We start from the raw sequence: 13,946 nt of genomic DNA, 5'->3' as shown, positions 1-13,946 counted from the left end.
TGCTTCCTTACGCAGGGATCCAGCGCCCGATGCAGGCGATGAGGTCGTTGGCGTCGACCGGTTTGGTGACGTGGTCGCTCGCTCCGGCGGCCAGGCTCTTCTCCCGGTCGCCGGGCATGGCCTTGGCCGTCACGGCGATGATGGGCAGGTGGGCGTGGGCGGGATCCTGTCTGATGGCCGACGTCGCGGCGTAGCCGTCCATCTCGGGCATCATCACGTCCATCAGGATCAGGTCGATCTCCGGATGCTCGCGCAGCGTCTCGATGCCCTTGCGGCCGTTCTCGGCGTGCAGTACCTCGATGCCGTGCATCTCCAGGATGCCGCTGATGGCGTAGAGATTGCGGGCATCGTCGTCCACCACCAGCACGGTGCGGCCGGTCAGCGTGCTGTCGACGGGCTGGGAGGCATGCTGGAACAGCTCCTCCGTACGCACCAGGGGCAGCACATGCCCCGGCTCCTCCGCCGACAGGTGCAGCGCGATCCGCTCCCGCAGCTCGTCGAGGCTGGAGATGAGCTCCAGCGGCCGCGCGTGGGAACGGGCCTGGAGCTCCTCCTCCTGGGCCCGCTCCAGACGGCGGCTGTTGTGCGCCAGGACCGGCACCGTCATCGCGGCGGTGTCGCCGTCCATGGCGTCCAGGAACTGCAACGCCGCGCCCTTGGACATGTCGAGCTCCAGGACGACGCAGTGGAAGGGCCCGGCGGCCAGGCTCTCGGCCGCTTCCTGGGCGCCCACGGCGGTGATGACCTCGATGCTCGCCGTGTGCTTGGAGAGTTCCCCGCTGCCGGACAGGTCGGCCACCGCGCTCTCGGCGACCAGGGAGAGCAGACCTCTGCTGCGCTCCTCGACGACCAGCAGCCGGCGCTTCTGGCGCGGCACCGCGGTCGGGCGGGCCGTCATGCCGCCGGCTGCCCGATCGGCGGCCGGCTGCGCGGCAGGCAGCGCCGCTCCCGGGGCGATGCCGACGGCGTTCCACTCGGACCGCGCGATCGGCAGGTACAGGGTGAACGTGCTGCCCTCGCCCTGCACGCTCTCGGCGGTCAGCGCGCCGCCCAGCAGATGGGCGATCTCCCGGCTGATGGACAGCCCCAGACCGGTGCCGCCGTACTTGCGGCTGGTGGTGCCGTCCGCCTGCTGGAAGGCGCCGAAGATCGTCTCCAGGTGCTGTTCGGCGATGCCGATGCCGGTGTCCTTGACGTGGAAGGCCATCACCGGCACACCGCGCTGCACGGAGGCCGGGAGCTCGTGCTCCGCGGCCATCTCGATGCGCAGTTCGACGCTGCCGCGCTCCGTGAACTTGACCGCGTTGGACAGCAGGTTGCGCAGAACCTGGCGCAGCCGCGAGTCGTCGGTCAGCAGGTCGGTCGCCACGCCCGGAGCGGTGCTGATGGTGAAGTCGAGGTGCTTCTGCGCGGTCATGGGGCGGAAGGTGGCCTCCACGTAGTCGAGGAGCTGCCGCAGCGCCACCACTTCGGGGTTGATGTCCATCTTGCCGGCCTCGACCTTGGACAGGTCCAGGATGTCGTTGATGAGCTGGAGCAGGTCCGACCCGGCCGAGTGGATGATGCCCGCGTACTCGACCTGCTTGGGCGTCAGGTTGCGGGTGGGGTTCTGCGCCAGCAGCTGGGCGAGGATGAGCAGGCTGTTCAGCGGGGTGCGCAGCTCGTGGCTCATGTTGGCCAGGAACTCCGACTTGTACTTGGAGGCGAGGGAGAGCTGCTGGGCCCGGGCCTCCAGCTCCTGCCGGGCCTGTTCGATCTCCAGGTTCTTGGTCTCGATGTCGCGGTTCTGCGCGGCCAGCAGCGCGGCCTTCTCCTCCAGCTCCGCGTTGGACCGCTGGAGCTCCTCCTGCTGCACCTGGAGCTCGGTCGAGCGTGCCTGCAGTTCGGCGGTCAGCCGCTGGGACTCGTCCAGCAGTTCGTCGGTGCGGGCGTTGGCGACGATGGTGTTGACGTTGACACCGAGCATCTCCATCAGCTGCTCGAGGAAGTCCCGGTGCACGGCGGTGAAGGGCGTGAACGACGCCAGCTCGATGACGCCGAGCACCTGGTCCTCGACGACGATCGGCAGCACGACCAGGCTGACCGGGACGGACTGCCCCAGGCCGGAGGAGATGCTGACGTAGTCGCCGGGCAGCTGCTCGACGGCGATCGTCCGCTTGCTGCGCGCGGCCTGCCCGACCAGCGACTCGCCGAGCTTGAAGCGCGCGTGCCCGGCGAAGTCGACCGGGCGGCCGTAGGAGCCGACCAGCCTCAGCTCGGTCCCCTCCGCGGCCTCCTCGGCCAGGTAGAAGGCGCCGTACTGGGCCGACACCAGCGGTGTCAGCTCGTCCATCACCAGCTCCGCGACCACGGCCAGGTCCCGGTGGCCCTGCATGAGGCCGGAGATGCGGGCGAGGTTGGACTTGAGCCAGTCCTGTTCCTGGTTGGCCAGAGTCGTCTCGCGCAGCGACTCCACCATGGTGTTGATGTTGTCCTTCAGTTCGGCGACCTCACCGGAGGCGTCGACCGTGATGGACCGGGTCAGGTCGCCCTCGGCCACCGCGCTGGCGACCTCGGCGATGGCCCGCACCTGCCGCGTCAGGTTGCCGGCCAGCTCGTTGACGTTCTCCGTCAGCCGCTTCCAGGTGCCGGACACGCCCTCGACCTCGGCCTGGCCGCCCAGCCGTCCCTCACTGCCCACCTCACGCGCCACGCGCGTCACCTCGGCCGCGAACGAGGACAGCTGGTCGACCATCGTGTTGATGGTCGTCTTGAGCTCCAGGATCTCGCCGCGGGCGTCAACGTCGATCTTCTTGGAGAGGTCTCCGTTGGCGACGGCCGTCGTGACCAGGGCGATGTTACGGACCTGGTTGGTCAGGTTGTTCGCCATGGAGTTGACGTTGTCGGTGAGGTCCTTCCAGGTGCCGGCCACATTGGGGACCCTGGCCTGGCCGCCGAGGATGCCCTCGGTGCCCACCTCGCGGGCGACGCGGGTGACCTCGTCGGCGAAGGCGGAGAGCGTGTCGACCATGGTGTTGATCACGCCGGCGAGGGCGGCGACCTCGCCCTTCGCCTCGACGGTGATCTTCTGCGAGAGGTCGCCCTTGGCCACCGCGGTGGCCACCTGGGCGATGGAACGCACCTGGCCCGTCAGGTTGGAGGCCATCACGTTGACGTTGTCCGTGAGGTCCTTCCACGTGCCGGAGACGCCCCGGACGGTCGCCTGGCCGCCGAGGTTCCCCTCGGTGCCGACCTCGCGGGCGACGCGGGTGACCTCGTCGGCGAAGGCGGAGAGCTGGTCGACCATCGTGTTGATGGTCTCCTTCAGCGCCAGGATCTCGCCCCGGGCGTCGACCCGGATCTTCTGCGACAGGTCTCCCTGGGCCACCGCGGTGGTGACCTCGGCGATGGAACGCACCTGGGCGGTGAGGTTGTCGGCCATCACGTTGACGGACTCGGTGAGGTCCTTCCAGGTGCCCGAGACGCCCTTCACGTCGGCCTGGCCGCCGAGCCGCCCCTCGGTGCCGACCTCTCGGGCGACGCGGGTGACCTCGTCGGCGAAGGCGGAGAGCTGGTCGACCATCGTGTTGATGGTGTTCTTCAGCTCCAGGATCTCGCCGCGGGCCTGGACGGTGATCTTCTGGGAGAGGTCGCCCTTGGCCACGGCCGTGGCCACGTGGGCGATGTTGCGGACCTGGTCGGTGAGGTTGCCCGCCATGAAGTTGACCGAGTCGGTCAGGTCGCGCCACACGCCGCCGACGCCCGGCACCTGGGCCTGACCGCCCAGCTGGCCTTCGCTGCCGACCTCTCGGGCGACGCGGGTGACCTCGTCGGCGAAGGCGGAGAGCTGGTCGACCATCGTGTTGACGGTGTCCTTCAGCTCCAGGATCTCGCCCCGGGCGTCCACGTCGATCTTCTGGGAGAGGTCGCCCTTGGCCACCGCGGTGGCCACCTGGGCGATATCCCTCACCTGGGTGGTGAGGTTGCCGGCCATGGCGTTCACCGAGTCGGTCAGATCGGCCCAGGTGCCCGACACGCCGGGCACCACGGCCTGGCCGCCCAGAGTCCCCTCGGTGCCGACCTCCCGGGCCACCCGGGTCACCTCGGAGGTGAACAGCGACAACTGGTCGACCATGCCGTTGAAGACGGTGGCGATCTCGCCGACCAGCCCCTCCGCCTCCACGGGCAGCCGGGTGCCGAAGTCCCCGTCGCGGACCGCGGTCAGGCCGGCCAGCAACTGGCGCAGCTCCGCCTCGCCGACCTTGCCGCCCCCGCGAGCGGGCCGGGACCGGGGCACGGCGCGCGCCCCTTCGACCACCGTCTCAGCCATGACCAACCTCGTTCCTCAGATGCCACGACGAAAAGACCGAACAGACGCACGCTCCCGGCGGGAGCGGCCCCCACAGCATTGGTTTAATGCTTAATCATTGCCGTACGGCAAATACTCGCAGCCTAACCCGCGCGTCACGACGAGGGCAATCGACCCCCAAGACGCACGCCCCCGGGTGCGTGCGCGGCCCGATGCGGGGCACACGCGGTGCACGGCAACTCCCCTATCAGCAGCAGACCTTCGACGGCAAAAGGAGCTTGTCATGTCCGACGCGCACCGACCTCAGGCGGAGTACCCGAACACGGTGTACGAGTCCGGCCACCACGCCGCCGGGACGGGTGGCGAGCGACCCGGTCAGGGGATGGCGATCGCGGCGCTGGTGACCGGTGTCCTGTCCCTGCTCCTGTTCTGGCTGTGGTTCGTGGGCATCCCGCTGGCCATCGCGGCCATCGTGCTCGGCGTCATCGCGGTGCGGCGCGCCCGCCGGGGGCGTGCCGCCGGAAAGGGCATGGCGATCACGGGTCTCGTGCTGGGTGCGCTCACGGTGGTGGGCACGGCTCTGCTGATCGCGGTGGGCGTGTCCGTTCTCGACTCCGACAGCGGGCGGGACTTCCAGGCGTGCGTGGACAAGGCGCAGACGGAGTCGGCCCGGCAGGAGTGCGCCGACGACTTCGGCCGCGATCTGAGTGACTGACGGGCCCGAGGCCGCCGCGGCGTCATGAGGGCGACGTCCAGCGCACGGCGACGACGGTCGTGCCCTGCCCCGGCGTGGTGTGGATGTGGAACTCGTCCATCAGGCGCCGCGCGCCTCCCAGGCCGTGCCCCGGGCCGGCACCGGTGGAGTACCCGTCGACGAAGGAGGTGTCCAGGTCGGTGATGCCCGGTCCGTGATCGGTCACCGACACCCGCAGTCCCCGGCGTCCCGGCCGCCGGACGACTCTCACCTCGCAGGCGCCGCCTCCGCCGTGGACGTACGCGTTGCGGGCGAGCTCGCTGGCGGCCGTGACGATGCGCGTCTGGTCCACCAGCTCGAATCCGGCCCGTATGGTCGCGGAGCGCACCGCGTGGCGCAGGGCGAGCAGGTCGTCCTCGCTGTGCAGAGGGTGCGTGGCGGCGGCCGGGCCGCCGACGTCGTGTGGGTCCATGCGCAGCCCCTTCCTGCCGCGGATCACCCCGGTACCGGTCGATCCCGTTCCGTGGCGACGATGCCGCCGCCTGCGTGACGGTTGCCGCACGGCAAATGTAGCCCGAAGGGGGAGCATGCCCCGTGGCTATCGCGAGAAAACAGTTGCCGTTTGACAACTGTGACCCAAAGGAAACACTCTTTCCTCGTGCGAGTCCCTCCGCGTGCCCCGCCCGTGGCACGCACGCTCGAGAACAAGGCAGGTGACGGTGAAGCGGACGGCATGCCGTGCGCCTTCGGCGGTCAGGCGGTCTCCTCCGCGTCGCCGGCCTTGTGGGCCCCCTGGGAGTCCTCGGATTCCTGGGTGTCCTCGACGGCGAGGCGGAAGCCGCTCAGACCGGTGGCGAGGGCCGTGCGCTGGGTGGCCGGCATGGCGGAGATGACGTGGAGCAGGGCTGCCTCGCGGCGGGCGCGCAGGTCTTTGAGGTAGTTCTCGCCGCGGCCGGAGAGGCGGAGTTCGAGTTCGCGGCGGCTGGCGGCGCTGGGGGAGCGTTCGATGAAGCCGAGGGCGTCGAGGCGGTCGCACATCCGGCTGACGGAAGAGGGTGCGGAGCCCAGGACGTCGCCGAGGGTGCGCAGGTTGATGGGCTGGTCGCGGTCGAGGATGTACAGCACCCGCAGCTGCGAGGAGGAGACCGGGGCGGGTGAGGTCATGTCCCGGCCCTTGTGCCAGAGCACCTCGAGCAGCTCGATGACCTCGCGGGCGGCGTGTGCGGCAGCATCCCGGTCGGCGCCTGGAGAAGTCTCGGAATGCATGCCCTCAACTGTGACACTTCGCAACGGCCTTGTCAGTCTCCGCGACATAAGAGGCCATCCACTCCTTTTACGCAATTCTCTCGAACAGGTGGTACCCGAACGGTGGACAGATTCTCGGCTGTGGAACGCGCGCTGCGCGGGGCACCGCCCCACGCTCTTCTCGAAGCAGTGCGTGACGCGCTCATCGCCCACTACACGGCCGTCTCCGTCGACCTGCTCGTGGCCGATTACGCGATGACCATACTGCAACCGGTCCATCCCCTCGCGGACACCGTCGAGCCCGTGCCGGTACACGGCAGCGCCCCGGGACGGGCCTTCGGCTCCCAGCAACCGTATGTCGAAAAGCAGCCACGGGGCACCCGTGTGATCGCCCATTTCCCCGTCAGTGTGCGCGGAGACCGCATCGGCGTCCTCACCGTCCGTCTCCCCGCCGACGGCTACACACTCCGTACCGAGCGGGAGCTCCAGGAGATCGCCGAGATCCTCGGACACGAGATCGTCGTGGCCGAACGCGACACCGACCTGTACCTCCAGGCCCGCCGCGCCAGCCGGCTCACCCTCGCCGCCGAGATGCAGTGGCAGCTGCTGCCCGGCCGCTCCTGCTCGCGCCCGGAGTACGAGATCGGCGCCCAGCTGGAGCCCGCCTACGCCATCCACGGTGACAACTTCGACTGGTCCACCTCCGCCGACCACCTCACGCTCACGGTCACCAACGGCATGGGCGAGGGCATCCAGGCCGCGCTCCTGACGAACCTGGCCATCAACGCGCTGCGCAACGCCCGGCGGGCCGGACTCAGCCTCGCCGACCAGGCGTGCCTCGCCGATCAGGCCATCTACGGTCACTACCACGGGGCCGCGCACCTCTCCGTCCTCCTCCTGCGTTTCGACCTCGCGACCGGAGACGCCGAGATCGTGGACGCCGGATCGCCGAAGATGTGGCGGCTGCGGAACGGCAAGCCCGAACCGATCGACCTGGAGGCGCAGCTGCCGCTCGGCATGTTCGAGGACACCCTCTACCGGGCGCAGCCCTTCAGCGTCCTGCCGGGCGACCGGCTCTTCTTCGTCAGCGACGGCGTCTACGACGCCGCCTCGCCGGCCGGGGAGCGCTACAGCGACAAGGCGCTCGCCCGCGCGATGACCGCGACGCGCCTCCTTCCGCCGTCCCAGGTGCCCCGCGCGGTGCTCCACGAGCTCGCCGGGCACCGCGGCCCCGTGGCCGCGGAGGACGACGCCATGGTCCTGTGCCTGGACTGGCACGGCCGCCGGTAACGGCCCGCCGCCCTTCCGGCCGCCTACCACGGCAGGAAGACGTGGATCTCCTTCCCCCTACGGTCCCGTACGACGTCGACCCGGCCGAGCGCCTGGACGATGTGCCAGCCCAGACCGCCCGGCGCCCGATCGGGCCGGCAGGGCACCGGCTTCGGCGGCTCGGGGTTGGTGTCGCCCACCATGACGTGGACCCCGTCGAAAGTGCGCCGGACCCGCAGCGTGAACGGCCCCGGAGCGTACTGAACGGCGTTGGCCGCCAGCTCCGTGACCACCAGCACGATGTCGTCCCGGCTGTCGGGCTCCGTCGGCGGATCGGCGTACGCGAGGGTGTCGAGGAACAGGCCCGCCGCCAGCCGTGCGTCCGTGACGTTTCTCAGCTCTCCGTCGAAGCGCGTGCGCAGACCCTCGCCGGCCTCGCCGCGCATGGGGTCCCAGTCGTCCTTGAGTGGCCCGGGCGCCATCCTCGACCTCCCGTCTGTCCGTTTCATGCGAATGGTCCGCCTGCCCGTACGGGGGTGATCTACTCGCCCACATGGGCGCCCCCGCCCCGCCGCCTTACACTGAGTGAGGACCGGTTCCCTTTCCGAGCTGGGGAAAAGGCGGCACGACGTGGACAGACTCATCGCCGTCGACAGGGCCCTGAGGGCCGGCGCACCCCACACCCTCCTGGAGATCGTGACGACCGCCCTCGCCACGGAGTACGGAGCCGAGCGGGTGGAGCTCCGGCTCGCCGACTACGCGGTCCGATCGCTCCAGGCGGTCGAGCGAGGCCCCCGCAAGACCGAGCCGGTGGGCATCCACGACAGCCCCCAGGGGAGGGCCTTCGGATCCCAGGAACCGGTGGTCATCGAGGGCGGCGCCACCGGCGCGGTGGACGTGCACCTCCCCGTGACCATCCGGGGCGACCGGATGGGGGTGCTCTCCGTCCGGCTTCCCGGCGACTGCCCCCTCGACACCGTCCTCCCGGAGATGCGGCACATCTGCGAGGCGCTCGGCCACGAGATCCTGGTCGCCGAACGGGACACGGACCTCTACGTCCTCGCCCGCCGCGCGGCCCGCCTCACCCTGGCGGCGGAGATGCAGTGGCAGCTCCTCCCCGGGCGGGCCTGCTCCCGCACGGAGTTCTCCCTGGGCGCCCACCTGGAGCCCGCGTACGCCATCTTCGGCGACAACTACGACTGGTCCATCTCCGCCGACGACCTGATCCTCACCGTCACCAACGGCATGGGGCAGGGCATCGACGCCGCACTCCTGACCAATCTGGCGGTCAACGCCCTGCGCAACGCCCGGCGGGCCGGGCTCGGTCTCGCCGACCAGGCCGCCCTGGCCGATCAGGCGGTCTACGCGCAGTACCACGGGCGCACCTACGTCTCGGTGCTCCTGCTGCGCTTCGTTCTCGCCACCGGCGAGGTGGAGGTGGTCGACGCGGGGTCACCGCGGGCCTGGCGGATGCGTGCGGGCGTGGTGGAGCCGCTGCGGTTCGAGGCTCAGCTGCCGCTGGGGATGTTCGAGGACACCCCCTATGTCACGCAGCCCTTCAGCGTGGAGCCCGGCGACCGGCTGCTCTTCGCCAGCGACGGGGTGTACTCCGTTCCGTCCTCCGCGAGCGAGCACTACGGAGAGCGGGCCCTGGCGCGTTCGCTCAGCGCCACCCGCCTGCTGCCCCCGAGCCAGGTGCCGGCCGCCATGTTCCGGGACCTCGCGGCACACCACGGGGAGACCCCCCTGGACGACGACGCCCTGGTGATGTGCCTCGACTGGTACGGACCCTCGCCGAAGACACCCTGATCCGTCGTACTCCGGCGAACCTCAGGCGAAGACCAGGCACGCGGCGGCCGGTACCTCCAGCGCGCCCGCGCGGCGCGGTTCCCCGCTCACGGGGTCGACGTCGAACCAGGTGACGTCGCCGGACCACTCGTTGGCGACGTACAACCTGCGCCCGGACGGGTCGGGCACGAGCGCGCGCGGCCAGACGCCCCCGCACTCCACGACCCCCGTGAGCCGCGGCTTCTCGGCACCGTCGGCGAGCGAGAGGGTGACGATCGTGTTCCTGCCGCGCACCGCGGCCCGTACGAACCGCCCGTCGGAGGAGACCGAGACGACCGACGGGTGCGCCCGTACGCCGTCCGGACCGGGATCGGGGTCGACGTCGACCTCCGCGAGCGGCTCCAGGCGCCCGGACGCCGGATCCCACTGGCAGACGGTGAGCAGCGGCTCCAGCTCGTGGAGGACGTACACCACCTCTCCGTCCGGGTGGAACGCGAGGTGCCGCGGCCCCGACCCGGCGCGCAGCATCGTCTCGGCACGCACCCGCAGCTCCCCGGTGCCGGCGTCGAGCGCGCAGACGCGCACCGAGTCGGTGCCCAGGTCCACGGTGAGCACCCACCGGCCGCTCGGGTCGGGCAGCACCTGGTGGGCGTGCGGCCCCTCCTGCCGGTCGGTGTCGGGGCCCGAGCCGCGGTGCGTGAGAACGGCGGGCGGCCCGGCGAGGCCGCCGTCGGCCGCCAGTGGCAGGCTGCTCACGCTCCCGGAAACGTAGTTGGCGGTCAGCAGCCGCCGCTCGGCCACACTGAGATGAGCGGGGTTGACACCCCCCACCTCGACCGCCGCTCCGAGCGGGGCGAGCCCCCCGGCGGTGGGCCGGAAGGCCGCGGCCCTGCCCGGTTCCGTCTCGCTCACGGCGTACAGCACCCCGGTGTCCGGCGCGAGGGCCAGCCAGGAGGGGTTCACGACGGTGTCGACGTCCGCGAGCGGGGCCAGCGCCCCGGTCGCCGGGTCCACGTCCGCGACCGTGATGCCCCGCCCGCCGCCCGAGGTGTACGAGCCGATGTACGCCCGCGGCCCACCGCCCGCGCGCTCCGTGCCCTCGCCCACAGGGTGCTCCTCTCCGTCCTCCGGTCCTCCATGATGTGCGGCACGCGGCTGCCGCCGCCCCGCTCACTGGGCCGTCCGGGGGGTGCCTCGCGGGCCGCCTCACGGGGTGTCACGCCGGGGGAGCGGGGCACAAGGGCTCCATGACCGTTTCGAAGACAAGTGTCCTGGTCCTGGACTGTGCCGAACCGGAAGCCCTGGCGGAGTTCTACGCGTCCTTACTCGGCGCCCACGCCCAGCGGGGGACCGACCCCGACTTCATCGAGGTCCTCGACCACGACGGCGTACGCCTGGCCATCCGGCGCGACCACGGGTACGCGCCCCCGAGCTGGCCGCGCCCCGACGACGCGCAACAGGCGCACCTGCACATCCTGGTCGCCCAGGAGGACATGGACGAGGCCGAGCGCGAGGCGGTCAGCCTGGGCGCCCGCCCCGTGGAGACCAGGGACAACTCCGGGCCGCGTGACGTGCGGACGTACGCCGACCCGGCCGGGCACTCCTTCGTCCTCGCCGCCCGGGAGGGCCGCTCGTCCGTCACGTGACGGACGTTACTCGTGCGTTCCGCACGGCTCTTTGCTGACAGTTGTGACTGTTGGCCGCCCCCGACCCGGTGGCACTGTCTTCCTCGACGCCGACCGAGGGAGCAGGAGTGAACAAGGGGTACGCCACCTTCTGCGACGCGGACCGCCACTTCTACGACGCGCCGCACCGGCTGTCACTCGACGGCCAGGGCCCGTACGCACTGGCGCTCGCGTCCGTACCGGAAGGCTGGCAGCGGCACCGCAGCGGGGACTGGCTGGCCCTGCGGCCCGTACGGCACACGCTGCCGGCGCAGGGGTGGAAGATCCACGTGTCGGCGTGCCTGGACAACGCGGAAACGATTCTCTCCCGCACCGCCGACTACTGCCTCACCCACGGCATTGCCTTCAAGTTCGTCCCGAGCCGCTACCTGCTCCACAACCGCAACGCCAAGTACGCCGACCGCGCCGCCAGCGGCAAGTTCATCACCGTCTACCCCGCCGACGACGAGCAGTGCCACCGCGTCGCCGGCGACCTCGACGCCCTGCTCGCCGGCGAGGCCGGCCCGTACATCCTCAGCGACCTGCGCTGGGGCCGGGGCCCGGTGTACCTGCGGTACGGCAGCTTCACCCAGCGCCACTGCTACGACGACAAGGGCGAGCTGTGCCCCGCCGTCGAGGACCCCGACGGACGGCTCGTCCCCGACCTGCGCGGACCCGTCTTCCAGACGCCCGACTGGGTCCGGCTCCCCGACTTCCTCCGGCCGCACCTGGAGGCCCGGCAGAACGTCACCGTCGCCGGCATGCCGTACACCGTCGAACGCGCCCTGCACTTCTCCAACGGCGGCGGCGTGTACGTCGCCCAGGACACCCGCACCGGCGAGAAGGTCGTCCTCAAGGAGGCCCGCCCGCACGCCGGGCTGGCCGCCGACGGCGCCGACGCCGTCACCCGGCTCCGCCGCGAGCGCGAGGCCCTCGAACGGCTCGCCGGCCTGCCCTGTACCCCCGAGGTGCACGACCACTTCACCCTCGGCGACCACCACTTCCTCGCCATGCAGTACATCGAGGGCAAGCCGCTCAACACCTTCTTCGCCCGCCGCCACCCGCTCATCGAGGCCGACCCGACTCCCGAGAGCCTCGCCGCCTACACCGAGTGGGCCCTGCGCATCCACCGGCTGGTGGAGGAGGCCGTCGAGGCGGTCCACGCACGCGGCGTCGTCTTCAACGACCTGCACCTGTTCAACATCATGGTCGCCGAGGACGAGGAGTGCGTCGTCCTGCTCGACTTCGAGGCCGCCGCGCACATCGACGAGGGCCGCCGGCAGACCGTCGCCAACCCCGCCTTCGTCGCCCCCGCCGACCGGCGCGGCTTCGACGTCGACCGCTACGCCCTCGCCTGCCTGCGCCTCGCGCTCTTCATCCCGCTCACCAGCCTCCTCCCGCTCGACCCGCACAAGGCACGGCACCTGGCCGACATCGCGGCCGCCCACTTCCCCGTACCGCGCGACTTCCTCGACGAGGCGGTCGCGGAGATCGCCCCGGGCCCGGCCCCCGCGCCGTACTTGCCCGTCGAGCCGGCCGACTGGCCCCGCAGCCGCGACTCCCTGGTCAGCGCCATCACCACCTCGGCCACGCCCCACCGGGACGACCGTTTCTTCCCCGGCGACATCGCCCAGTTCGCCACCGCCGCAGGCGGGATGAGCCTCGGCTACGGCGCGGCAGGCGTCCTGTACGCCCTCGCCGAGACCGGCGCCCCGCGGCACACCGCCGCCGAGGAATGGCTCCTGGAGCACACCAAGCAGCCGCCCTCCGGCAGCCCGCTCGGCCTCTACGACGGCCTCGCCGGCATCGCCTGGACCCTCGACCGCCTCGGCCACCCCGAACGCGCCCTCGAACTCGCCGAACTCGCCCTCGCCCGCCCCTGGGACGACATCGCCCCCGACCTCCACAGCGGGCTCGCGGGCCTCGGCCTCGCCCTCGACGCGCTCGGCCTCCACGACGCGGCCCTGCGCTGCGCGGACCTCACCGGCCGCACCCAGCCCACCCGGGCCGGGCTGCTCCACGGCAACTCCGGGCCCGCGCTGCTCTACCTGCGCCTGTACGAACGCACCGGCGACACCGGCCTCCTCGACCTCGCCGCCGACGCCCTGCGCCGCGACCTCGACCGCTGCGTGCGCGGCGCGGGCGGCACCCTCCAGGTCGACGAGGGCTGGCGGACGATGCCGTACCTCGGCGCCGGGAGCGTCGGCATCGGCATGGTGCTCGACGACTTCGCCGCCCACCGCGACGACGACCGCTTCGCGCAGGCGCGGACCGAGATCGTACGGGCGGCCCAAGCCACCTTCTACGCCCAGCCCGGGCTGTTCCGGGGCGCGGCCGGCATGGTGCTGTACCTCAGCCGCACCACCGCGCCCGGCGTCCAGCCCGCCGACGTACGCCGCCAGATCGACGCCCTCACCCGGCACGCCGTGCCGTACCAGGGACATCTGGCCTTCCCCGGCGAGCAGATGATGCGGCTGTCGATGGACCTCTCCACGGGGACCGCCGGCTGCCTGCTCGCCCTCGGCAGCGCCGCCACCGACGGCGTGGCTCAGCTGCCGTTCCTTCCGCCGCCGCGGCGGCCCCAGAGCCGGTCCCAGTCCGGGACCGTGAAGAAGCACACCGTCCCCACAGAAGGGAAACGATCATGACGCTTCTCGACCTCCAGTCGATGGAAACCCCCAAGGAAGAGGCCACGGGCGATGTCGCCACGGGGAGCCGCGCGAGCCTGCTGCTCTGCGGTGACAGCAGCCTGAGCGTCACGACCTGTAACTGACGCGTCCTGGCCACCCGGTGCCGACACCGTGTGGCCGCCGGCCCCGGCCCGAGCGGGCTCTCCCGCTCGGGCCGGGGCTCCGGCATCGGGGGGCGGCGCGGGGCTTTTCCCCTACCCGCCCCCTACGCCCTGCGGGCATGGGGGGACCCCCACTTCCCGTAACCGGGGCTGCGCCCCGGACCCCTGTTTGTCTCCGGGCCGGTGGTCCGGTTGTGCCACCCTCCC

At 71.4% G+C, this 13,946-nt stretch carries 11 protein-coding genes; 6 read left to right on the top strand and 5 right to left on the bottom strand.

Going from position 1 to position 13,946, the window contains the following annotated elements; translation table 11 throughout:
- Positions 1-7: 7 nt before the first annotated feature.
- A complete protein-coding gene (locus ACIRNI_RS24490) occupies positions 8-4,309 on the bottom strand; it encodes a HAMP domain-containing protein (protein ID WP_403554284.1) in 4,302 nt (1,433 codons plus the stop codon).
- Positions 4,310-4,571: 262 nt separating this feature from the next.
- On the opposite strand from ACIRNI_RS24490, the gene ACIRNI_RS24485 reads away from it, so the two are divergent.
- Positions 4,572-5,003, top strand: coding sequence for a DUF4190 domain-containing protein (locus ACIRNI_RS24485; protein ID WP_403554282.1), 432 nt, complete (start codon positions 4,572-4,574; stop codon positions 5,001-5,003).
- A gap of 22 nt (positions 5,004-5,025) precedes the next feature.
- Here the strand turns inward: ACIRNI_RS24485 and ACIRNI_RS24480 are convergent, their stop codons facing one another.
- Positions 5,026-5,454: an ATP-binding protein gene (locus ACIRNI_RS24480; RefSeq protein ID WP_403554281.1), complete on the bottom strand. Its 429-nt coding sequence runs from the start codon at positions 5,452-5,454 to the stop codon at positions 5,026-5,028.
- Positions 5,455-5,735: 281 nt separating this feature from the next.
- Positions 5,736-6,248 carry a MarR family winged helix-turn-helix transcriptional regulator gene (locus ACIRNI_RS24475; protein WP_403554279.1) on the bottom strand — a complete coding sequence of 171 codons (513 nt, stop codon included), beginning with the start codon at positions 6,246-6,248 and terminating at the stop codon, positions 5,736-5,738.
- Positions 6,249-6,350: 102 nt separating this feature from the next.
- Here ACIRNI_RS24475 and ACIRNI_RS24470 point away from each other — a divergent pair, with 102 nt between their 5' ends.
- Complete coding sequence (locus ACIRNI_RS24470; protein WP_403554277.1) at positions 6,351-7,517, top strand: PP2C family protein-serine/threonine phosphatase; 1,167 nt, start codon at positions 6,351-6,353, stop codon at positions 7,515-7,517.
- Between the two features lie 23 nt (positions 7,518-7,540).
- Here ACIRNI_RS24470 and ACIRNI_RS24465 read toward each other — a convergent pair whose 3' ends face one another.
- Positions 7,541-7,978, bottom strand: coding sequence for an ATP-binding protein (locus ACIRNI_RS24465; protein ID WP_403554275.1), 438 nt, complete (start codon positions 7,976-7,978; stop codon positions 7,541-7,543).
- Between the two features lie 148 nt (positions 7,979-8,126).
- Here ACIRNI_RS24465 and ACIRNI_RS24460 point away from each other — a divergent pair, with 148 nt between their 5' ends.
- Entirely contained in the window at positions 8,127-9,305 is a 1,179-nt protein-coding gene (locus ACIRNI_RS24460) for a PP2C family protein-serine/threonine phosphatase (protein WP_403554273.1), read from the top strand.
- A gap of 21 nt (positions 9,306-9,326) precedes the next feature.
- On the opposite strand, the gene ACIRNI_RS24455 is transcribed toward ACIRNI_RS24460, so the two are convergent.
- The gene (locus ACIRNI_RS24455; RefSeq protein ID WP_403554271.1) at positions 9,327-10,391 is read right to left on the bottom strand and encodes a lactonase family protein; all 1,065 of its coding nucleotides are present in this window, start codon (positions 10,389-10,391) and stop codon (positions 9,327-9,329) included.
- Positions 10,392-10,531: 140 nt separating this feature from the next.
- Here ACIRNI_RS24455 and ACIRNI_RS24450 point away from each other — a divergent pair, with 140 nt between their 5' ends.
- The 3 genes from ACIRNI_RS24450 (at position 10,532) to ACIRNI_RS24440 (ending at position 13,721) form a co-directional block, all read left to right on the top strand.
- Positions 10,532-10,930, top strand: coding sequence for a VOC family protein (locus tag ACIRNI_RS24450; RefSeq protein WP_403554269.1), 399 nt, complete (start codon positions 10,532-10,534; stop codon positions 10,928-10,930).
- Between the two features lie 107 nt (positions 10,931-11,037).
- Positions 11,038-13,596 carry a class III lanthionine synthetase LanKC gene (gene lanKC / locus ACIRNI_RS24445; RefSeq protein WP_403554267.1) on the top strand — a complete coding sequence of 853 codons (2,559 nt, stop codon included), beginning with the start codon at positions 11,038-11,040 and terminating at the stop codon, positions 13,594-13,596.
- Entirely contained in the window at positions 13,593-13,721 is a 129-nt protein-coding gene (locus ACIRNI_RS24440) for a SapB/AmfS family lanthipeptide (protein ID WP_058940762.1), read from the top strand. The genes lanKC and ACIRNI_RS24440 overlap by 4 nt, the downstream gene beginning before the upstream one ends.
- Positions 13,722-13,946: the final 225 nt, after the last annotated feature.

This window comes from Streptomyces sp. NPDC093546 (assembly GCF_044765045.1).
Taxonomy (GTDB): Bacteria; Actinomycetota; Actinomycetes; order Streptomycetales; family Streptomycetaceae; genus Streptomyces.
This window is presented reverse-complemented; position numbering and strand designations above follow the sequence as displayed.

Bases quoted from the DNA above. Each gene is read 5' to 3' on its own strand.
- ACIRNI_RS24480 (WP_403554281.1), bottom strand. From the start codon at position 5,454: ATGGACCCACACGACGTCGGCGGCCCGGCCGCCGCCACGCACCCTCTG.
- ACIRNI_RS24450 (WP_403554269.1), top strand. From the start codon at position 10,532: ATGACCGTTTCGAAGACAAGTGTCCTGGTCCTGGACTGTGCCGAACCG.
- ACIRNI_RS24475 (WP_403554279.1), bottom strand. From the start codon at position 6,248: ATGCATTCCGAGACTTCTCCAGGCGCCGACCGGGATGCTGCCGCACAC.
- ACIRNI_RS24440 (WP_058940762.1), top strand. From the start codon at position 13,593: ATGACGCTTCTCGACCTCCAGTCGATGGAAACCCCCAAGGAAGAGGCC.
- ACIRNI_RS24490 (WP_403554284.1), bottom strand. From the start codon at position 4,309: ATGGCTGAGACGGTGGTCGAAGGGGCGCGCGCCGTGCCCCGGTCCCGG.
- ACIRNI_RS24485 (WP_403554282.1), top strand. From the start codon at position 4,572: ATGTCCGACGCGCACCGACCTCAGGCGGAGTACCCGAACACGGTGTAC.
- ACIRNI_RS24465 (WP_403554275.1), bottom strand. From the start codon at position 7,978: ATGGCGCCCGGGCCACTCAAGGACGACTGGGACCCCATGCGCGGCGAG.